This window comes from Bacillus sp. YP1 (assembly GCF_000877815.1).
Lineage (GTDB): Bacteria > Bacillota > Bacilli > Bacillales > Bacillaceae > Bacillus > Bacillus subtilis.
The window spans coordinates 936,775-956,673 of sequence record NZ_CP010014.1; the positions used below are offsets into that span (position 1 = coordinate 936,775).

The following is a 19,899-nucleotide window of genomic DNA, read 5'->3' on the forward strand; positions in this document are numbered from 1 at the left end:
TTTTTCGATATAAAGGCATAAAAATTCATTTTTATAATTAATTATTCATCAAGAGGTGGGCTGTTAGATGGAAGGTTATTTAGTGTTAGAAGATGGGACATCGTTCAGCGGCGAGCTGGACGGTCATGAAAACTGCACGGGAGAAGCTGTTTTTTTCACAGGAATGACAGGCTACCAGGAAGTGCTGACAGATCCATCATATAAGGGACAGATTATTGTATTTACCTACCCGCTGATTGGCAACTACGGCATAAATGAAAAGGATTTTGAAAGCAAGAAACCGCAAGTAAAAGCCGCGGTTGTCTATGAGGCGTGTGATCACTTTTCTCATTATGAAGCGGTATACAGCCTCAAGGAGTATCTACAGAAATGGAATATTCCGCTGTTAACCCATGTTGATACGAGGGCTGTCGTGAAGAAAATCCGGGCAAACGGGACGATGGGTGCGACAGTCACAGCCTCTAAAGAAGGAGCTGAGATTGCCCTTCAACCAGAGAATGTGGCAGAGCAGGCTTCCGCCCAGGAAATCAGCACATTCGGCGACGGGAATAAACATATCGCTCTCATTGATTTTGGCTATAAAAAGTCAATCGCATCATCACTTGTCAAACGAGGCTGCAAGGTTACCGTGGTGCCATACCAGCAAATGGAGGCCGTATACAACATCAAACCCGATGGAATTGTGCTATCGAACGGACCTGGAGATCCGAAAGCCATTCAGCCATATTTAGGAAAGATCAAAAGCATCATCAGCCGCTTTCCGACTCTAGGCATTTGTCTCGGACATCAGCTGATCGCGCTCGCGTTTGGAGGGAATACTTTTAAGCTGCCATTCGGGCACAGGGGAGCTAATCATCCGGTCATCGACCGTAAGACGAAACGGGTCTTTATGACAAGCCAAAACCACAGCTATGTGGTTGATGAACAGTCGATTAATGAAGAAGAGCTCACCATCAGGTTTCATCATGTCAATGATACGTCAGTTGAAGGGCTTGCCCATAAAAAACTGCCTGTCATGAGTGTTCAATTCCACCCGGAAGCCCATCCCGGACCTGCGGAAAGCGAATGGATTTTTGATGATTATCTAAAGAATGTGATACCAGCAAGGAGAGAAATCGCGCATGCCTAAAGACACCAGTATTTCAAGCATATTAGTAATTGGCTCAGGCCCGATCATCATCGGGCAGGCGGCAGAATTTGATTATTCAGGCACTCAAGGGTGCATCGCGCTGAAGGAGGAGGGCTACCGGGTAATTCTCGTCAACAGCAATCCGGCGACAATTATGACTGATGAAGCCTTCGCTGATGAAATTTATTTTGAGCCTCTGACAGCAGAAAGCCTGACAGCCATCATTAAGAAAGAACGGCCTGATGGGCTTCTTGCCAATTTAGGCGGTCAGACCGCGTTGAATTTAGCGGTGGAGCTTGAAGAAACGGGTGTTTTAAAAGAGCACGGCGTCAAACTCCTCGGCACATCCGTTGAAACGATACAAAAAGGAGAGGACCGGGAAAAATTCCGTTCGTTAATGAATGAATTAAAACAGCCTGTGCCGGAGAGTGAAATTGTTGATAACGAGGCCGATGCCCTCCATTTTGCGGAATCCATCGGTTTTCCTGTTATTATCAGACCAGCTTACACATTAGGCGGAAAGGGCGGAGGAATCGCCCCTGATAAAGAAGCCTTTACAGCTATGATTAAGCAGGCGCTATTAGCAAGCCCGATCAATCAATGCCTTGTCGAAAAAAGCATTGCCGGCTTTAAAGAAATTGAATATGAAGTCATGCGTGACAGCAATAACACATGCATTACCGTCTGCAATATGGAAAATATCGATCCGGTCGGCGTGCATACAGGTGACTCTATCGTTGTGGCGCCGTCACAAACATTGACAGACGAAGACTATCAAATGCTGCGGACAGCAAGTCTGACGATCATCTCAGCACTTGATGTTGTAGGCGGCTGCAACATTCAATTCGCGCTTGATCCATTCAGCAAGCAATATTACGTCATTGAAGTGAATCCGCGTGTAAGCCGGTCATCGGCTCTCGCATCTAAAGCGACCGGTTATCCGATTGCGAAGATGGCCGCGAAACTGGCAGTCGGATACACTCTTGACGAGCTGAAAAATCCGCTCACAGGCTCGACTTACGCAAGCTTTGAACCGGCACTGGATTATGTGATCGTCAAATTTCCGCGCTGGCCGTTTGATAAATTCAAAAACGCAGACCGCAAGCTTGGCACAAAAATGAAAGCCACCGGTGAAGTGATGGCGATTGAACGGAATTTAGAAGCGGCGATACAAAAGGCAGCCGCGTCGCTTGAATTAAAAAATATCGGGACACACCTTCCAGAGCTCAGCGGGTTGTCAATTGATACGCTATGGGATTTGGCAATCACTCCGGATGACCGCAGATTTTTCGTTGTCATGGAGCTGTTGAGCCGCAGCGTCTCGATTGATGACATCCATGAAAAAACAAAAATTGATCCGTTTTTCCTTCATACCTTTGACAACATCATCAAATTGGAAAACCGCCTGATGGAAGCAGGGAGCGATCTCTCTTTTGAATTATTGAAGAAAGCAAAGGAAAAGGGATTCTCAGACGCAACGATTGCCTCGCTGATCAGCAAAACAGAAGAAGAGGTGCGCGCGCTTCGCAAGGAGATGGGCATTACGCCTTCCTTTAAAATCGTAGATACATGCGCGGCAGAGTTTGATGCGAAAACAAACTATTTTTACTCCACATATTTCGGAGAGACCGATGGAGACATCAGCCGCAAAGAGAAAAAACGCGCGCTCATTATCGGATCAGGCCCGATTCGGATCGGCCAAGGCGTTGAATTTGATTACAGTGCTGTTCACGGTGTGCTGACACTGCAAGAGCTTGGGTTCGAAACCATCATGATTAACAATAACCCGGAAACTGTCAGCACCGATTATGAAATTGCGGACCGCCTGTATTTTGAACCGATGACAACGGAGCATATTGTAAACGTGGCGGAGCAGGAAAATATTGATTTTGCAATTGTGCAATTTGGCGGTCAAACTGCAATCAATGCTGCTGAAGCGCTCGAAAAAGCCGGCATTACTCTTCTTGGCACATCATTTCAAACGCTCGACGTGTTAGAGGATCGGGATCAATTTTATCAGCTTCTTGACGAGCTGGGATTGAAGCACGCAAAAGGAGAAATTGCTTATACAAAAGAAGAAGCCGCTTCAAAAGCGAGTGAGATCGGCTATCCGGTGTTAATCCGCCCATCTTACGTTATCGGCGGAATGGGCATGATCATTGTTGACTCGCAAGCCCAGCTTTCTCAGCTGCTGAATGATGAGGACAGCATGCCATACCCGATTTTAATTGATCAGTATGTGTCTGGAAAGGAAGTCGAAATTGATTTGATTTCCGACGGCGAGGAAGTCTTTATCCCGACATATACCGAGCATATTGAACGGGCAGGTGTCCATTCAGGGGACAGTTTTGCCATTCTTCCCGGACCGTCCATCACGAGCGGGCTGCAGCAGGGCATGAAAGATGCGGCACAAAAAATTGCCCGAAAACTTTCATTTAAAGGCATCATGAACATTCAATTTGTGATCGACAATGGAAACATACTCGTTCTTGAAGTGAATCCGAGAGCGAGCCGCACGGTTCCTGTCGTCAGCAAAGTAATGGGCGTTCCGATGATTCCGCTCGCCACACGTCTGCTGGCGGGAGCGTCCTTAAAAGATCTAAATCCGGCAGTTCAAAATCATCATGGAGTTGCCGTGAAGTTCCCTGTTTTTTCTTCTCATGCGATCCAGGATGTGGATGTCAAGCTTGGACCGGAAATGAAATCAACGGGAGAAGGCATGTGTGTCGCATATGATTCTAACAGCGCCTTGAAAAAAATCTATACAAGAGTCTGGAGTCAAAAAGGAAGCATTTATTTGCAAAACGTTCCGGAAGATGTGAAGGAGTTAGCAGAAAACGCAGGTTTTACAATACATGAAGGAACATTTGCCTCATGGATGGAACAGGAAGGAAACTCGCTCCACATTAATCTGAGCGGTTCTGAAGAAGCACGCAAAGAACGTTTGGAAGCCATGACGCACGGCATCCCCGTCTTTACAGAAGAAGAAACTGTGCGGGCGTTTTTACAAAGCGGTTCAGGCCATCCGCAGCCTGTATCTCTCAAAGACCTCTATAAAAAGGAAGTGGCATCATGCACACAGTGACGCAAACCAGTTTATACGGAAAAGATTTATTAACGTTAAAGGACCTTAGTGAAGAAGATATAAACGCCTTGCTCGCAGAAGCCGGTGAGCTGAAACAAAACAAAATTCAGCCTATATTCCATGGCAAAACCTTGGCGATGATTTTTGAAAAATCATCAACGCGGACCCGTGTTTCATTTGAAGCGGGCATGGCGCAGCTGGGCGGGAGCGCCCTCTTTCTAAGCCAGAAAGATCTGCAGCTGGGGCGCGGTGAGACTGTCGCTGATACGGCAAAAGTGCTGTCAGGCTATGTGGATGCCATCATGATCCGGACCTTTGAACATGAAAAGGTGGAGGAACTTGCCAAAGAAGCTGACATTCCGGTGATCAATGGACTTACCGATAAATACCACCCATGCCAGGCGCTGGCGGATCTCTTGACGATTAAGGAGATAAAAGGGAAGCTTAAAGGCGTAAAAGTCGCGTACATCGGTGACGGAAATAACGTGGCGCACTCCTTGATGATCGGCTGCGCGAAAATGGGCTGTGATATCTCGATCGCTTCACCAAAGGGATATGAAGTGTTAGATGAAGCAGCTGAAGCGGCAAAGACATATGCACTTCAATCCGGCTCTTCTGTCACGCTGACAGATGATCCGATTGAAGCTGTAAAAGACGCGGACGTGATTTATTCTGATGTGTTTACAAGCATGGGGCAGGAAGCGGAAGAGCAAGAACGTCTTGCTGTCTTTGCGCCTTATCAGGTGAATGCGGCGCTGGTCAGCCATGCCAAGCCTGACTATACATTTTTACATTGTCTCCCTGCGCATCGCGAGGAAGAAGTGACTGCGGAGATTATTGACGGGCCGAACTCTGCAGTGTTCCAGCAGGCGGAAAACCGTCTTCATGTGCAAAAAGCACTGCTGAAGGCCATTTTATATAAAGGGGAATCATCAAAAAACTGCTGAGCCAAACTCAGCAGTTTTTTTGATGGCAACATATTCACAGCCGCTTAGGCGCATACTACAGCAAAAAGGAAAAGGAGGAAAAACAGTGGGACAGCAGCACCAATTCCGGCCCGGACAGAAAGCGCCTAATAACGGTGTCTACGTAGAAATCGGCGAGACAGGGAGCATGGTTAAAAACCCTCAAAAGGTCCATCTGTCAGCAGGGGAAATGTTCCCCGAAACATCAAACCACAACCGGCTGTGGACCTACAAAAGAAAGCCGTGACCACTAAAAAACCCAAAACAATAAATGTTTTGGGTTTTTGGCTTTTTAATGCTGGCTTGCATTTTTGTTCATAGGCATGATTTCTGCTAAAACCATGATTAAGACATACAGTACAACAGCAATGACAGATGATGTTTTGAAATTATACGTAACGCTGTTCATGCTTGCAACCAAGTAGCATGCCATATGTGATAAAAGGAACGTCCAAATAAAGGCAATAATATATCGCACGTTTCCACCTCGTCCTTCTCATTCTATTCTAAAAGTTATCATACCATACAAAAAGCGAAGGGGGAATCCAATTTTAGCAGAAAGTGAGGTGACAAAAGAGTCTGATTCGTCACACTTTAATGGTAAAATATAAAACGTCAATCAGTATAATAGCCAAAAATGTAAAAGGCTAGGACTTTACCTTATTCGTTTCTTTTCTATTTACATAAGATAGCGTGAGATGAAGTGTGAAAGGAGGCGGGCAAGCGATGGGAATAACGGAAAGATACTTTCAACTGGGAACGGAGCATAATGTCATTCATCTGCCCTATCGCCCGAACGGCTTCGGCATCTTTATCTTGGGGGACAGAACCCACTTTGTCGGACATGATTCAAGCTTTTGGCAGCAGCATTATGGCAGAAATCAGCTTCTGAGCATGTTGATGAATGAAGGATACACTCTTTTTAACAGCAATCTGTTCGGAAGGCATTGGGGGGCGGAAAAAGCAGTCACCTATGCCAAACAGCTGATACATTCTGTGCTGAAGCAGGAAATCCTCAATCCGAAGATTCATATTTTAGCAGAAGGCATGGGTGCTCTCGTGGCCGATGAACTGCTTCGTTTTTCCCCGGATCATATCCGCTCAGCCGCAATGTTGAATCCTTGTCTCGATCTTCAGGCACATTATGAATCGGAAAAAGAAAATAAATTTTTCTATAAGCAATTTTTGAAAGAAGTATCGAAAAGCTACGGAATTTCTGAAAAAGAAGCGGAAGCGATTCGTTATAAAACAATTCAAAGCTACCCGAGCGGCGTACCGGTTCATATATGGCAGCGTATGACCGGAGCTCCATATCCCTACAGCGTACATGCGGAAGTTTTCAAGGAAAAACAGCAAAAGCAAGGCTCACCGGTCGACATGACATTTCATTTATTTGAGCATCCAAGCAGAATTTATGCATCAATTTGCAAATTCTTTCATAGTCATGAAAAAGAATTATAGAGAATATAATGACAACAGCCTTCTCTTTTGCGGAGGCTGTTTTGTTTTGGGAAATGAAAAACCGGAAGGGCGGCAGATGCAATGGAATCAACGCTGATTGTAGGTGCGGACGAATTTTTCGGCCTTTCATTATGTGAGCGAATGATGGATGAAGGCATACATGTTGACGTTGTTCTGGCGGAAACAGAAGATAAAATGAGACAAATGTACTTAGAAGAAAGACTCATGTGGCTTGGGAGAAATGAACTCTTTCGCCAGCTTGAACACATTGGAGACCAAAATTATGATACAATTTGTATCCAGTTCGGAAGTTTTTTGCCTTTAGACCAATATGATTCTCCTTATATTTTAGTATATGAAGAAGACCGAAAAGAATGGGATAAACGTGAAAAAACAGGCTCGGAAAAAACCGTGATCCTGCCGAAAATGTACGGGCCATGGAAAGAAGAAACAGAGGAAGACGGCTATTACACAAACGACGTGGCTGACGAGTTGCTGAGATTCCTGTTAGAACCAAGCCGTCATAGCAAAGATCAGCTTTTTGAATTGCAAGTCACAGAGAAAACCTCAAAAGAAGAAGCAAAAACAAAAATTATCGAGTGGAAAAGACAATTTTCATCAATTTTCGACAAATATTAAGAAAAACCTTCCATGTTTCGAGTTTTCTAGATACAATAAACGTATAAAAATAATACATGTTATAGCTTGTCAAAAGGAGTTGAACATGACTTGATCACAAGGCTTGTCATGATCTTTTCTGTCCTCCTTTTATTGAGTGGATGTGGACAAACTCCGTTCAAAGGAAAAATTGAGAAGGTCGGCATGCTCTTTCCTGATACGATTAATGACCTCGTATGGGGCACAAAAGGGTATAAAGGATTACTGAATATACAATCCAAATACAATGTGGACGTCTATTATAAAGAAGGCGTTAAAACAGAAGAAGATATCATAAATGCGATTGAGGATTTTCATAAGAGGGGCGTCAATCTGCTCTACGGCCATGGGAGTGAATATGCTGAGGTGTTTAACTTGGTCGGCGAAGATTATCCAGATATGGAATTCGTCATTTCCAATGCGAAAGCGAAAGCTGATAATGTAACAAGTGTCCATTTTAGCGGGGAAGCAATGGGCTTTTTTGGAGGAATGACTGCTGCCCATATGTCGAAAACGAATCAGGTCGGTGTAATTGCTTCCTTTACGTGGCAGCCTGAGGTGGACGGTTTTATCAAAGGGGCCAAGTATGAAAATCCGGATATAGAGGTAAATACGAAATATACGGATCATTGGGATGATGATACAACAGCAGTAAAGCTTTATCAGAAAATGAAGAACGAAGGCGCGGATGTTGTGTATCCCGCCGGAGACGGGTATAATGTTCCTGTTATTCAGCAAATCAAAAAAGACGGTCTTTATGCCATAGGCTACGTCACAGATCAATCGGATCTGGGCGAGAATACCGTATTAACCAGCACGGTGCAAAATGTGGACAAGGCCTATGAAATCATTGCTGAACAATTTAATAAAGGCACCCTTGAGGGCGGCGATCATTACTACGACCTGAACACGGGAGTCGTTGAGATGGGAACATTCAGCCCGCTCGTCGATCAAGACTTTCAGCAAAGAATCGCCAAGCTGATCAAAACATACAACAAAACAGGCGAGCTGCCAAAAAACGAGTAATGGAGTGACGTCACATGCAGCACGAAAAATCACTTGAATTCTTGCAAATTGCCATGAAATATCTCCCTGAAGCGAAAGAACAGCTTGAGAAATCAGGCATTGAGCTCTCAATGGAGGCCATCCAGCCGTTTATGAATCTATTTACAACGGTAATGGCGGAAGCTTATGAGCTTGGCAAGTCTGACGCTAAATCTGAAACAGAATAAGAAGAAGCCACTTTTTTGAAAGTGGCTTTTCACATGATTTTCTTTTTAATAGCGGAGAGCATGGGCGCAAGCTCCTTTAAAGCGGGCTTGATTTGATCAAGAGAGTTCATAATTGAACCGATTTGGTCCATAATATGCATGTAATTAATCGTCTCTTCGTCGTTTGTCTGAGAAACCTGAGAAACTTCCTCTTGCTGTTCCTCCTCCTTCTCTTCTGTTGGTTTTGCTGCATCGCCGAACATCATTCTTGAAAACACATCCAACTGCATACGCCTCCTTTCCATATACCATACTCTATGAGTAAGATGAACTGATAGTTTAGACGAATATATTGCCATGTGAAAAAAAATAGGATAGAATTAGTACCTGATACTAATAATTGATCACAACCTGATTGATCTTCTAAATTTAAGATATAAAGGAGTCTTCCCTAATGAAAGCTGGAATACTTGGTGTTGGACGTTACATTCCTGAGAAGGTTTTAACAAATCATGATCTTGAAAAAATGGTTGAAACTTCTGACGAGTGGATTCGTACAAGAACAGGAATAGAAGAAAGAAGAATCGCAGCAGATGATGTGTTTTCATCACATATGGCTGTTGCAGCAGCGAAAAATGCGCTGGAACAAGCTGAAGTGGCTGCTGAGGATCTGGATATGATCTTGGTTGCAACTGTTACACCTGATCAGTCATTCCCTACGGTCTCTTGTATGATTCAAGAACAACTCGGCGCGAAGAAAGCGTGTGCTATGGATATCAGCGCGGCTTGTGCGGGCTTCATGTACGGGGTTGTAACCGGTAAACAATTTATTGAATCCGGAACCTACAAGCATGTTCTAGTTGTTGGTGTAGAGAAGCTCTCAAGCATTACCGACTGGGAAGACCGCAATACAGCCGTTCTGTTTGGAGACGGAGCAGGCGCTGCGGTAGTCGGGCCAGTCAGTGATGACAGAGGAATCCTTTCATTTGAACTAGGAGCCGACGGCACAGGCGGTCAGCACTTGTATCTGAATGAAAAACGACATACAATCATGAATGGACGAGAAGTTTTCAAATTTGCAGTCCGCCAAATGGGAGAATCATGCGTAAATGTCATTGAAAAAGCCGGACTTTCAAAAGAGGATGTCGACTTTTTGATTCCGCATCAGGCGAACATCCGTATCATGGAAGCTGCTCGCGAGCGTTTAGAGCTTCCTGTCGAAAAGATGTCTAAAACTGTTCATAAATATGGAAATACTTCTGCCGCATCCATTCCGATCTCTCTTGTAGAAGAATTGGAAGCCGGTAAAATCAAAGACGGCGATGTGGTCGTTATGGTAGGGTTCGGCGGAGGACTAACATGGGGCGCCATTGCAATCCGCTGGGGCCGATAAAAAAAGGTGAGGTGCACACAAGATGACTAAAAAAAGAGTAGTTGTTACAGGACTTGGAGCATTATCTCCACTTGGCAACGACGTCGATACAAGTTGGAATAACGCAATCAACGGTGTGTCCGGAATCGGTCCGATCACTCGTGTTGACGCTGAAGAATATCCGGCAAAAGTTGCCGCTGAATTAAAAGATTTTAATGTTGAAGATTATATGGATAAAAAAGAAGCCAGAAAAATGGACCGCTTTACACAATATGCGGTTGTGGCTGCGAAAATGGCGGTTGAAGATGCAGATCTTAACATTACCGATGAGATCGCGCCGAGAGTCGGTGTTTGGGTAGGCTCCGGTATCGGAGGACTTGAAACACTAGAGTCTCAATTTGAAATCTTCTTAACAAAAGGCCCAAGACGGGTAAGCCCGTTTTTCGTGCCAATGATGATTCCTGACATGGCGACAGGCCAGATTTCTATTGCATTAGGAGCAAAAGGGGTGAACTCTTGTACGGTTACAGCATGTGCTACAGGAACGAACTCCATCGGTGACGCGTTTAAGGTTATTCAGCGCGGTGATGCAGACGTGATGGTCACAGGCGGAACAGAAGCGCCGCTGACAAGAATGTCATTCGCCGGCTTTAGTGCCAACAAAGCGCTGTCTACTAATCCAGATCCGAAAACAGCGAGCCGCCCGTTTGATAAAAACCGTGATGGCTTTGTCATGGGGGAAGGTGCAGGGATTATCGTTCTTGAAGAACTTGAGCATGCCCTGGCCCGCGGCGCTAAAATTTACGGAGAAATTGTCGGCTACGGCTCAACCGGAGACGCTTATCATATCACAGCGCCGGCCCAAGACGGTGAAGGCGGAGCGAGAGCGATGCAAGAAGCCATTAAAGATGCAGGCATTGCACCTGAAGAAATTGATTACATCAATGCTCACGGGACAAGCACGTATTACAACGACAAATACGAAACAATGGCGATTAAGACCGTTTTTGGCGAGCATGCGCATAAACTTGCGGTAAGCTCTACAAAATCGATGACAGGCCACCTCTTAGGAGCAGCCGGCGGTATTGAAGCCATTTTCTCTATCCTGGCCATTAAAGAAGGCGTGATTCCGCCGACAATCAATATTCAAACACCTGACGAAGAATGTGATTTGGATTATGTGCCTGATGAAGCCCGCAGACAGGAACTTAATTATGTTCTCAGCAACTCATTAGGATTCGGCGGACACAACGCAACATTAATCTTTAAAAAATATCAATCATAATCAAGCCAAACCGGCTGCCCTTAAAGGGTAGCCGGTTTTTTTTGTGTGCATAGGATTAAAAGAGGAGGCGATCACATGAGTGTAGAACAAACATATAGCTGGCTCAGGAAGGCCGGTTCAATAGATGATTTGGCGCATTACATTATCCCGCTTTTTTCAGGTGCGGAGAAAAAGAACTGGAAGGGCATTCTGGGGCATCTTCAGCATCATGGGATGTTTAAAAACATAAAAGAGGGTATTCAGACGGTTTCCAAGCTGAAGGAAAAAGGTTTTTACGGACATATCCAAAAGGAAGAACAGTACCTCAAAAACAAATGGCAAGGTCCTGATGTACCAATTGTTACGCTGCCGGTTGATGAACGAAACAGGAGAATCCGTTTAGAATTCGGATCAAAATCAGGACTCGCCTTTCAAGACAAAATGTTCCTTTTTCTTTCGTCAGATTTAGATTTTGGGTCGGTATCTGCCCTTATGACGCATGAGTATCATCACGTTTGCCGGTTAGGTCATCTGACAAAAGAGGAAAAGGATGTCACATTACTTGATACAATCATCATGGAAGGGCTGGCGGAATATGCTGTTTATGAGAGGTTCGGCCGAAGTCAAACGGCTGAATGGACGACTTGGTATACACCGGAACAGCTTCAGGCTTTATATGAAAAAAAGATTGCGCCCCATCGGGATATCAAACGGGATAATCGATTATTTCCCCAGCTGTTATTCGGCAAAGGATATCAGCCAAAAATGCTTGGATACGCAGTTGGATTCAATATTGTAAAAAAATATTTAACCGCCAGCAAGGCAAGCACCGCAGACGGGCTGTCCATTCCTGCTGAGACCTTTTTGGATGCAATGCTTTAAAAGGATAAAATAATGGAATTTCATTAATAATATTACATTTATCCTAAAAAATTCTTGATTTTGCAAAATGATTGTAATAATATACAACTATAAAATTTTTCGATAATTCAATATTATTTATTATTTCTGAATAAAGGGATTGCTTTCTCTTGAAAACGTTTGACAACAAGAGGGGGGAAAGGGGAGCTAGCATGAGCACACTTTTAGAAGTGAATAATTTAAAGACTTATTTTTTCAGGAAAAAGGAGCCGATCCCTGCGGTTGACGGAGTCGATTTTCACATCAGCAAAGGCGAAACCGTCGCGCTTGTAGGTGAATCGGGCTCCGGAAAAAGCATTACTTCTTTATCAATTATGGGCCTCGTCCAAAGCTCAGGCGGAAAAATCATGGACGGCTCTATTAAACTCGAAGACAAAGACCTCACCTCATTCACTGAAAACGATTATTGCAAAATCCGCGGTAACGAAGTATCCATGATCTTTCAGGAACCAATGACCTCCCTTAATCCGGTGTTAACAATCGGAGAACAAATTACCGAAGTGCTGATTTACCATAAAAACATGAAGAAAAAAGAAGCCCGTCAACGAGCTGTTGAACTCTTGCAGATGGTCGGTTTCTCCCGGGCGGAGCAAATTATGAAGGAGTACCCGCATCGGCTGTCCGGCGGTATGAGACAGAGGGTGATGATTGCCATCGCACTGAGCTGTAATCCTAAACTGCTCATTGCTGATGAACCAACGACAGCGCTGGACGTGACAATACAAGCCCAGGTGCTGGAGCTCATGAAAGATCTCTGTCAGAAGTTCAATACATCGATTCTTCTCATCACACACGACTTAGGTGTCGTGTCTGAAGCTGCCGATAGAGTGATTGTCATGTACTGCGGACAAGTCGTAGAAAACGCCACTGTTGATGACTTATTTTTAGAACCGCTTCATCCGTATACAGAAGGCCTGCTTACGTCAATTCCTGTTATAGATGGAGAGATTGATAAATTAAATGCGATTAAAGGCAGTGTGCCTACACCGGATAATCTGCCGCCGGGGTGCCGTTTTGCCCCAAGGTGCCCGAAAGCTATGGATAAGTGCTGGACAAATCAGCCTTCGCTTTTGACACACAAAAGCGGAAGAACGGTGAGATGCTTTTTATATGAGGAAGAGGGTGCCGAACAATCATGACAGCAGCTAATCAAGAAACAATCTTAGAGCTTCGTGACGTAAAAAAATACTTTCCGATCCGGTCAGGCCTTTTTCAAAGAAAAGTCGGTGATGTAAAAGCGGTGGATGGTGTTTCATTTTCGTTAAAAAAAGGAGAAACACTCGGAATCGTTGGAGAGTCGGGCTGCGGAAAATCGACTGCCGGCAGAACGATGATCAGACTGTACAAACCGACAGAGGGCCAAATTCTTTTTAAAGGGCAGGATATTTCCAATCTGTCAGAGGAGAAGCTGCGGAAGAGTGTCCGCAAAAATATTCAAATGGTTTTCCAAGATCCATTTGCTTCGTTAAACCCGAGAAAGACCCTGCGTTCCATCATAAAGGAGCCGTTTAATACGCACAACATGTATACCATGCGTGAACGAAACGAAAAAGTTGAAGAGCTGCTTGCAAGAGTAGGGCTTCACCCGTCGTTTGCCGGCCGTTATCCCCATGAGTTTTCAGGCGGCCAGCGTCAGCGGATCGGCATTGCCAGAGCACTCACTTTGAATCCAGAGCTGATCATTGCAGATGAGCCGGTTTCCGCACTTGATGTATCCATTCAGGCCCAAGTGATTAACTTGATGGAGGAATTACAGGAAGAATTTAATCTTACGTATCTATTTATCTCTCATGATCTGAGTGTCGTCCGCCATATCAGCGACAGAGTCGGAGTAATGTATCTTGGCAAAATGATGGAACTGACCGGCAAGCATGAGCTTTATGACAACCCGCTTCACCCATATACCCAAGCGCTTTTATCCTCCGTTCCGGTTACAAGAAAAAGAGGTTCTGTCAAACGTGAACGCATTGTCCTGAAGGGAGAACTGCCTAGTCCGGCCAACCCGCCAAAAGGCTGCGTATTCCACACAAGATGTCCTGTTGCAAAACCGATATGCAAGGAACAAATACCAGAATTTAAAGAAGCTGCTCCCAGCCACTTTGTGGCTTGTCACCTTTATAGCTAATGTTGCCCGCACAGCTTTGAGAGGGGGTATGCACACTACATAAACAACAGCCTAGAAGAACGAACATTTCAAGAGGGGGAATATCTAATGAAAAGACGGAAAACCGCACTGATGATGCTAAGTGTATTGATGGTTCTGGCCATCTTTTTATCAGCCTGCTCGGGATCAAAATCAAGCAACAGCAGCGCGAAAAAATCAGCAGGCAAACCGCAGCAAGGCGGGGATTTGGTTGTTGGTTCAATCGGAGAACCCACACTTTTTAACTCTCTGTATTCTACCGATGACGCAAGTACGGATATTGAAAATATGCTGTACAGCTTTTTAACGAAAACGGATGAAAAACTAAATGTGAAATTGTCACTCGCTGAAAGCATTAAAGAATTAGACGGCGGCCTTGCATATGATGTGAAAATTAAAAAAGGCGTTAAGTTTCATGACGGAAAAGAACTGACTGCAGACGACGTCGTATTTACGTACAGTGTCCCTTTAAGCAAAGATTACAAGGGAGAACGCGGTTCAACATATGAAATGCTGAAATCCGTAGAAAAAAAAGGCGATTACGAAGTCTTGTTTAAGCTGAAATATAAAGACGGTAATTTCTACAACAATGCGTTAGACAGCACAGCTATTCTGCCGAAACATATTCTCGGTAATGTTCCGATTGCTGATTTAGAAGAAAATGAGTTTAACAGAAAGAAACCAATCGGTTCAGGACCATTTAAGTTTAAGGAATGGAAGCAGGGCCAATATATTAAGCTCGAAGCGAATGATGATTACTTTGAAGGAAGACCGTATTTAGATACTGTGACGTATAAAGTCATTCCTGACGCAAATGCTGCCGTTGCTCAGCTGCAGGCAGGCGATATTAATTTCTTTAATGTGCCCGCCACTGACTACAAAACGGCTGAAAAATTCAACAACCTAAAAATCGTTACTGATTTGGCATTAAGTTATGTGTACATCGGGTGGAATGAAAAAAATGAATTATTCAAGGATAAAAAGGTTCGTCAAGCGCTAACAACCGCTCTTGACCGCGAGTCAATCGTCAGCCAAGTATTAGATGGAGACGGCGAGGTAGCTTACATTCCGGAAAGCCCTTTATCTTGGAACTATCCTAAAGATATAGATGTTCCGAAATTTGAGTACAACGAGAAAAAAGCGAAACAGATGCTTGCAGAAGCCGGCTGGAAAGATACGAACGGTGACGGCATTCTGGATAAAGACGGAAAGAAATTCTCGTTTACCCTTAAAACGAACCAAGGAAACAAAGTCCGTGAAGACATCGCTGTCGTCGTTCAGGAACAGCTGAAAAAAATCGGCATTGAAGTGAAAACCCAGATCGTTGAATGGAGCGCTCTCGTTGAACAAATGAATCCTCCGAATTGGGATTTTGATGCAATGGTCATGGGATGGAGTTTATCCACATTCCCGGATCAATATGATATTTTCCATTCAAGCCAGATTAAAAAGGGTTTGAACTACGTTTGGTATAAAAATGCCGAAGCGGATAAACTCATGAAAGATGCAAAATCAATCAGTGACAGAAAGCAGTATTCAAAAGAATATGAGCAAATCTATCAAAAAATTGCGGAAGATCAGCCGTATACGTTCTTGTATTATCCTAACAACCATATGGCAATGCCGGAAAATCTTGAAGGATACAAATATCATCCGAAACGTGATTTGTATAATATTGAAAAATGGTGGCTTGCAAAATAAATTTCCCTTAAAGGGGAGGGAGAGCGTTTTCTCCCTCTTCTGTTTTTAATAAGGAAAGTAAAGGGGGACAAGTATATGGCTGCATATATTATCAGAAGAACCTTAATGTCTATCCCGATTTTATTGGGAATTACGATTTTATCATTTGTTATCATGAAAGCCGCGCCCGGAGATCCGATGACATTAATGATGGACCCGAAAATCAGCCAGGCTGACAGAGAGCAGTTTATTGAAAAATACGGTCTGAATGATCCTCAGTACGTTCAATATTTAAAGTGGCTAGGCAACATGGTGCAGGGTGATTTCGGAACGTCTATTGTCAGAAAAGGAACGCCTGTTTCAGAATTGATTATGGCAAGACTACCCAATACGCTCCTGCTGATGCTGGTTTCAACGATTTTGGCTCTTATGATTTCTATTCCGTTCGGTGTCCTGTCGGCAAAGCGGCCGTATTCAAAAATCGACTATGGCATTACATTTACCTCGTTTATAGGCCTGGCTATTCCAAACTTTTGGTTTGGATTAATTTTGATTATGGTGTTATCGGTAAATCTCGGCTGGTTTCCAACTGGGGGTGTCGAGACACTGAATACCGAATTCAATATATTTGACCGGATTCATCATTTAATTCTGCCTGCATTCGTTCTAGCTACAGCTGACATGGCCGGACTGACGAGATACACGAGATCCAATATGCTTGATGTATTAAATCAAGATTATATTCGCACAGCGAGAGCAAAAGGATTTAAAGAGAACAGAGTGCTATTTAAACATGGATTGAGGAATGCATTATTACCCGTCATTACAATTTTCGGTTTGATGATTCCTTCATTTATCGGCGGATCTGTCGTTGTCGAACAAATTTTCACTTGGCCGGGATTAGGAAAGCTGTTTGTCGATTCAGCATTCCAGCGCGATTATCCGGTTATCATGGCAATGACTGTGATCTCGGCGGTTCTTGTCGTTGTCGGAAACCTCATTGCAGACATCCTTTACGCGATTGTTGATCCGCGGATCGAATATTAAAAGGAGGGAAACAGAGATGTCAGAGCTGCAAACAACTCCCTCGCCGGAGATCAGGCTGAAAGAAAATATTTCGAAAAAGCCAGAAACAATGACAAAGATTTTCTGGGAAAAATTCTCGAAAAACAAACTGGCCATTTTAGGTGCCGTTATTCTTTTTATCATTATTATGTCTGCTGTTTTCGCCCCTTTAATTGCACCTTATCCCCAAGAGCAGCAAAGCCTGCTTGATAAATATAAGGCGCCGGGCCTTGAACATCTGATGGGAACGGATAAATTTGGACGTGATATTTTCAGCCGGATCCTATATGGAGCGCGTGTCTCTTTATTGGTTGGATTTGCGTCCGTAGTCGGTTCGATTTTGATCGGAACGGTTTTAGGAGCATTAGCCGGATATTTCAGAGGAATAGTGGATGCTGTCATTATGCGTGTAGTTGACATTGTGTTATCCATTCCTGATATTTTCTTGTTGATCACGCTGGTCACCATCTTCAAGCCGGGTGTGGACAAATTGATTTTAATTTTCTGTCTCACAGGATGGACCACAACAGCACGATTAGTAAGGGGAGAATTCTTGTCGCTCCGTTCAAGGGAATATGTTCTTGCTGCTAAAACAATTGGAACAAAAACGCACAAAATTATTTTTTCTCATATCCTGCCCAATGCGTTAGGGCCGATTATCGTGTCAGCTACGCTGAAAGTTGGGTCTGTTATTCTAGCTGAATCGGCGCTAAGCTACTTGGGCTTTGGAATCCAGCCGCCAATCGCTAGCTGGGGGAACATGCTTCAAGACGCACAGAATTTCACAGTAATGATTCAAGCATGGTGGTACCCGTTATTTCCCGGGCTATTTATTTTAATGACCGTTTTATGCTTCAACTTTGTCGGTGATGGCCTGCGGGATGCGCTTGACCCGAAAAATATTAAATAAAAATGAATATCATATCTGTTATAAAATATCACCAAATCAGAAAAAAGCAGGTCTCCTTTAGTCAGAAAATATACAAAGAGATCTGCTTTTTATGATTCTTACATAAACCCAGTGATTCCAGATTTCCTCAATCTCTTTGGAATAATTTCTCTATCCCTTGCCTATACTGTGGACAACAGTTTTTATAAAAGTGAGGGGTTAGAGATGTTATTTCTTCATGATGTGTGGGTCAATTGGTTTGAAGGGGAAGAAAATGGCTACAATGTATGCCACTTTCACGAATGGCGCAAGGAAGATACGGTTGAGCTTTTGGATCAGGTGCCGCTGTTAAGGGTGCCGTCAGTACTGTTTCATTACATAGAAAACGATTTGTCAGAGCTTCCGAAAGGTTTGCTTGAAGACGTACATCAGAAATCGTACATTCGAAAAAATCATGAGCGGACAAAGCTTGAGTATTGTTTTGTCGTAACAGACGGAATCGGCATTTTAGCTGTTGACACGATCGGCTACACGATCCCTGTCAGAAAAAGCCGTCTAATCCCAAGACAGGAGCAGCTCGTTTATGAAATGGTAAAAGATGTAGAGCCTGAAACATATGAATTTGAGCCAAAGAAGCTGGAATCCTCCAAGGAATATCACATCTTATCATTAGCACCAGAACATGTCAGAGGACTGACAAGAAAAGAACGGCAAATTAAGCAGCTGATGTTTATGGCGCTTGACCAATTAAAAGGGCTGAAAAACCGAGCGGAAATTGGCTACTGGTACACAGAGTGGAATCCGCATATGTATGAACAAATCAAAAGGATGAGCTTTGAAGAGATTTGGGACATGCTGTATAACGAAACAATTGAAGGCTGGTCGGACAAACACCTAGCTTTTTGCGAAAACCTAATAAAAGGACAGCCTTTTTTCGAAAAGCTTTGGGAAATGGAAAACGAATCAAAGGTCAACTGAAAAAAACCGCTCTTTGCAAAGAGCGGTTTTTTGATTAGCGTCTTTTTCTTCCAAGACCCATGGCATTCTCCATTTTTTTCAGCATTTTGTTTGCTGTCCGATTCGCTCGTTCCGCGCCTTCATCAAGAATCCGGTCTAATTCTTCAGATTCTATCAGCTCGTAATAGCGGTCCTGGATCGGTTTTAATGCGTTCACTACGACTTCTGCCAAATCACCTTTAAACTCGCCGTAGCCTTTTCCTTCGTACTTTGCTTCAAGCTCTTCAATTGTCGTATTGCCGAGGATTGAATAAATTGTAAGAAGGTTGGAAACGCCCGGTTTGTTTTCCTTATCAAATTTGACAATGCCTTCAGAATCCGTTACTGCGCTTTTGATTTTCTTTTCAAGCTGCTTCGGCTCATCCAGCAATGTAATATAAGCTTTCTGATTCGGATCAGATTTGCTCATTTTCTTCAGCGGATCATTCAGAGACATGATACGTGCACCGACTTTTGGAATTTTCACTTCCGGAATCGTAAAGATGTCGTTGTATTTTTTGTTGAAGCGTTCTGCAAGATTCCGCGTCAGCTCAAGGTGCTGCTTTTGATCCTCGCCGACAGGTACAAGATCCGTTCCGTACAGCAGAATATCAGCGGCCATCAGCGGCGGATATGTTAACAGGCCGGAGACGACAGCTTCATTGCCTTTGGATTTGTCCTTAAATTGAGTCATCCGCTCAAGCTCGCCGATATAGGCGACACACTGCATCATCCATCCGGCCTGCGCATGTGCGGGGACCTCTGACTGAATAAACAATGTTGCTTTTTCTGGATCAAGTCCGACAGCTAAGTAAAGCGCCGCGAGATTGCGGATATTCTTTCTAAGCTCAAGCCGGTCTTGAGGAACAGTTATCGCATGCTGATCGACGATGCAAAAATAGCTGTTATAATCATGCTGCAGTTCGACAAACTGCTTCATTGCACCGATATAGTTGCCGAGCGTCACTGAGCCGCTTGGCTGAATGCCTGAAAAAATCGTTTGTTTCATGAAAACATCAACCTCATTTCTTAAAACATAATAAAAAAGGCTCATTCTTCCC

At 43.8% G+C, this 19,899-nt stretch carries 20 protein-coding genes; 17 read left to right on the forward strand and 3 right to left on the reverse strand.

Translation table 11 applies throughout. The annotated features are described in order from the left end of the window. Nucleotides 1–67 precede the first annotated feature (67 nt). The 4 genes from QF06_RS04555 (at nucleotide 68) to QF06_RS04570 (ending at nucleotide 5,426) form a co-directional block, all read left to right on the forward strand. Nucleotides 68–1,129, forward strand: a complete 1,062-nt coding sequence (locus QF06_RS04555; RefSeq protein WP_003232984.1) for a carbamoyl phosphate synthase small subunit — start codon at nucleotides 68–70, stop codon at nucleotides 1,127–1,129. Then, entirely contained in the window at nucleotides 1,122–4,214 is a 3,093-nt protein-coding gene (locus QF06_RS04560) for a carbamoyl-phosphate synthase (glutamine-hydrolyzing) large subunit (RefSeq protein ID WP_003232982.1), read from the forward strand. The genes QF06_RS04555 and QF06_RS04560 overlap by 8 nt, the downstream gene beginning before the upstream one ends. Continuing rightward, complete coding sequence (argF, locus tag QF06_RS04565; protein ID WP_003232980.1) at nucleotides 4,202–5,161, forward strand: ornithine carbamoyltransferase; 960 nt, start codon at nucleotides 4,202–4,204, stop codon at nucleotides 5,159–5,161. Before QF06_RS04560 ends, argF begins: the two co-directional genes overlap by 13 nt. Nucleotides 5,162–5,246: 85 nt before the next feature. Next, complete coding sequence (locus tag QF06_RS04570) at nucleotides 5,247–5,426, forward strand: YjzC family protein (protein ID WP_003245356.1); 180 nt, start codon at nucleotides 5,247–5,249, stop codon at nucleotides 5,424–5,426. A 45-nt stretch (nucleotides 5,427–5,471) separates the two neighbouring features. On the opposite strand, the gene QF06_RS04575 is transcribed toward QF06_RS04570, so the two are convergent. Continuing rightward, nucleotides 5,472–5,657 (reverse strand): YjzD family protein, encoded by a 186-nt coding sequence (locus QF06_RS04575; protein WP_003245236.1) that lies wholly within the window; start codon nucleotides 5,655–5,657, stop codon nucleotides 5,472–5,474. Between the two features lie 248 nt (nucleotides 5,658–5,905). On the opposite strand from QF06_RS04575, the gene QF06_RS04580 reads away from it, so the two are divergent. The 4 genes from QF06_RS04580 (at nucleotide 5,906) to comZ (ending at nucleotide 8,529) form a co-directional block, all read left to right on the forward strand. Next, on the forward strand, nucleotides 5,906–6,640 hold the full coding sequence (locus QF06_RS04580) for a hypothetical protein (RefSeq protein WP_003245223.1): 735 nt from the start codon (nucleotides 5,906–5,908) through the stop codon (nucleotides 6,638–6,640). Nucleotides 6,641–6,721: 81 nt separating this feature from the next. Beyond that, complete coding sequence (locus tag QF06_RS04585; RefSeq protein WP_003232974.1) at nucleotides 6,722–7,279, forward strand: hypothetical protein; 558 nt, start codon at nucleotides 6,722–6,724, stop codon at nucleotides 7,277–7,279. A gap of 90 nt (nucleotides 7,280–7,369) precedes the next feature. Next, complete coding sequence (med, locus tag QF06_RS04590) at nucleotides 7,370–8,323, forward strand: transcriptional regulator Med (protein WP_003245494.1); 954 nt, start codon at nucleotides 7,370–7,372, stop codon at nucleotides 8,321–8,323. A gap of 14 nt (nucleotides 8,324–8,337) precedes the next feature. Then, nucleotides 8,338–8,529: a ComG operon transcriptional repressor ComZ gene (gene comZ, locus QF06_RS04595; RefSeq protein WP_003224559.1), complete on the forward strand. Its 192-nt coding sequence runs from the start codon at nucleotides 8,338–8,340 to the stop codon at nucleotides 8,527–8,529. A gap of 29 nt (nucleotides 8,530–8,558) precedes the next feature. Here comZ and yjzB read toward each other — a convergent pair whose 3' ends face one another. Beyond that, nucleotides 8,559–8,798, reverse strand: coding sequence for a spore coat protein YjzB (yjzB, locus tag QF06_RS04600; protein ID WP_003232972.1), 240 nt, complete (start codon nucleotides 8,796–8,798; stop codon nucleotides 8,559–8,561). A 164-nt stretch (nucleotides 8,799–8,962) separates the two neighbouring features. Here yjzB and fabH point away from each other — a divergent pair, with 164 nt between their 5' ends. The 9 genes from fabH (at nucleotide 8,963) to QF06_RS04645 (ending at nucleotide 18,820) form a co-directional block, all read left to right on the forward strand. Next, nucleotides 8,963–9,901: a beta-ketoacyl-ACP synthase III gene (gene fabH / locus QF06_RS04605; protein WP_003232971.1), complete on the forward strand. Its 939-nt coding sequence runs from the start codon at nucleotides 8,963–8,965 to the stop codon at nucleotides 9,899–9,901. A 22-nt stretch (nucleotides 9,902–9,923) separates the two neighbouring features. Beyond that, the gene (fabF, locus tag QF06_RS04610) at nucleotides 9,924–11,165 is read left to right on the forward strand and encodes a beta-ketoacyl-ACP synthase II (protein ID WP_003244890.1); all 1,242 of its coding nucleotides are present in this window, start codon (nucleotides 9,924–9,926) and stop codon (nucleotides 11,163–11,165) included. A 75-nt stretch (nucleotides 11,166–11,240) separates the two neighbouring features. Then, nucleotides 11,241–12,026, forward strand: coding sequence for a DUF2268 domain-containing putative Zn-dependent protease (locus QF06_RS04615; protein WP_003232967.1), 786 nt, complete (start codon nucleotides 11,241–11,243; stop codon nucleotides 12,024–12,026). 191 nt (nucleotides 12,027–12,217) lie between these two features. Further along, on the forward strand, nucleotides 12,218–13,204 hold the full coding sequence (appD, locus tag QF06_RS04620; RefSeq protein WP_003232965.1) for an oligopeptide ABC transporter ATP-binding protein AppD: 987 nt from the start codon (nucleotides 12,218–12,220) through the stop codon (nucleotides 13,202–13,204). Then, a complete protein-coding gene (gene appF / locus QF06_RS04625; RefSeq protein WP_003232964.1) occupies nucleotides 13,201–14,190 on the forward strand; it encodes an oligopeptide ABC transporter ATP-binding protein AppF in 990 nt (329 codons plus the stop codon). The genes appD and appF overlap by 4 nt, the downstream gene beginning before the upstream one ends. Before the next feature lie 87 nt (nucleotides 14,191–14,277). Continuing rightward, nucleotides 14,278–15,909, forward strand: a complete 1,632-nt coding sequence (locus QF06_RS04630; protein WP_003245082.1) for a peptide-binding protein — start codon at nucleotides 14,278–14,280, stop codon at nucleotides 15,907–15,909. A gap of 75 nt (nucleotides 15,910–15,984) precedes the next feature. After that, a complete protein-coding gene (gene appB / locus QF06_RS04635) occupies nucleotides 15,985–16,935 on the forward strand; it encodes an oligopeptide ABC transporter permease AppB (RefSeq protein WP_003245828.1) in 951 nt (316 codons plus the stop codon). A gap of 16 nt (nucleotides 16,936–16,951) precedes the next feature. Beyond that, the gene (appC, locus tag QF06_RS04640; protein WP_003232961.1) at nucleotides 16,952–17,863 is read left to right on the forward strand and encodes an oligopeptide ABC transporter permease AppC; all 912 of its coding nucleotides are present in this window, start codon (nucleotides 16,952–16,954) and stop codon (nucleotides 17,861–17,863) included. 204 nt (nucleotides 17,864–18,067) lie between these two features. Further along, nucleotides 18,068–18,820, forward strand: coding sequence for a YjbA family protein (locus QF06_RS04645; protein WP_003239298.1), 753 nt, complete (start codon nucleotides 18,068–18,070; stop codon nucleotides 18,818–18,820). A gap of 34 nt (nucleotides 18,821–18,854) precedes the next feature. Here QF06_RS04645 and trpS read toward each other — a convergent pair whose 3' ends face one another. Then, a complete protein-coding gene (gene trpS, locus QF06_RS04650) occupies nucleotides 18,855–19,847 on the reverse strand; it encodes a tryptophan--tRNA ligase (RefSeq protein WP_003245134.1) in 993 nt (330 codons plus the stop codon). Nucleotides 19,848–19,899: the final 52 nt, after the last annotated feature.

What these genes read in the sequence shown, in the direction of transcription:
- QF06_RS04555 (WP_003232984.1), top strand. Translation starts at nt 68, where the DNA reads ATGGAAGGTTATTTAGTGTTAGAAGATGGGACATCGTTCAGCGGCGAG.
- QF06_RS04560 (WP_003232982.1), top strand. Translation starts at nt 1,122, where the DNA reads ATGCCTAAAGACACCAGTATTTCAAGCATATTAGTAATTGGCTCAGGC.
- argF (WP_003232980.1), top strand. Translation starts at nt 4,202, where the DNA reads ATGCACACAGTGACGCAAACCAGTTTATACGGAAAAGATTTATTAACG.
- QF06_RS04580 (WP_003245223.1), top strand. Translation starts at nt 5,906, where the DNA reads ATGGGAATAACGGAAAGATACTTTCAACTGGGAACGGAGCATAATGTC.
- QF06_RS04585 (WP_003232974.1), top strand. Translation starts at nt 6,722, where the DNA reads ATGGAATCAACGCTGATTGTAGGTGCGGACGAATTTTTCGGCCTTTCA.
- comZ (WP_003224559.1), top strand. Translation starts at nt 8,338, where the DNA reads ATGCAGCACGAAAAATCACTTGAATTCTTGCAAATTGCCATGAAATAT.
- yjzB (WP_003232972.1), bottom strand. Translation starts at nt 8,798, where the DNA reads ATGCAGTTGGATGTGTTTTCAAGAATGATGTTCGGCGATGCAGCAAAA.
- fabH (WP_003232971.1), top strand. Translation starts at nt 8,963, where the DNA reads ATGAAAGCTGGAATACTTGGTGTTGGACGTTACATTCCTGAGAAGGTT.
- fabF (WP_003244890.1), top strand. Translation starts at nt 9,924, where the DNA reads ATGACTAAAAAAAGAGTAGTTGTTACAGGACTTGGAGCATTATCTCCA.
- QF06_RS04615 (WP_003232967.1), top strand. Translation starts at nt 11,241, where the DNA reads ATGAGTGTAGAACAAACATATAGCTGGCTCAGGAAGGCCGGTTCAATA.
- appD (WP_003232965.1), top strand. Translation starts at nt 12,218, where the DNA reads ATGAGCACACTTTTAGAAGTGAATAATTTAAAGACTTATTTTTTCAGG.
- appF (WP_003232964.1), top strand. Translation starts at nt 13,201, where the DNA reads ATGACAGCAGCTAATCAAGAAACAATCTTAGAGCTTCGTGACGTAAAA.
- QF06_RS04630 (WP_003245082.1), top strand. Translation starts at nt 14,278, where the DNA reads ATGAAAAGACGGAAAACCGCACTGATGATGCTAAGTGTATTGATGGTT.
- appB (WP_003245828.1), top strand. Translation starts at nt 15,985, where the DNA reads ATGGCTGCATATATTATCAGAAGAACCTTAATGTCTATCCCGATTTTA.
- appC (WP_003232961.1), top strand. Translation starts at nt 16,952, where the DNA reads ATGTCAGAGCTGCAAACAACTCCCTCGCCGGAGATCAGGCTGAAAGAA.
- QF06_RS04645 (WP_003239298.1), top strand. Translation starts at nt 18,068, where the DNA reads ATGTTATTTCTTCATGATGTGTGGGTCAATTGGTTTGAAGGGGAAGAA.
- trpS (WP_003245134.1), bottom strand. Translation starts at nt 19,847, where the DNA reads ATGAAACAAACGATTTTTTCAGGCATTCAGCCAAGCGGCTCAGTGACG.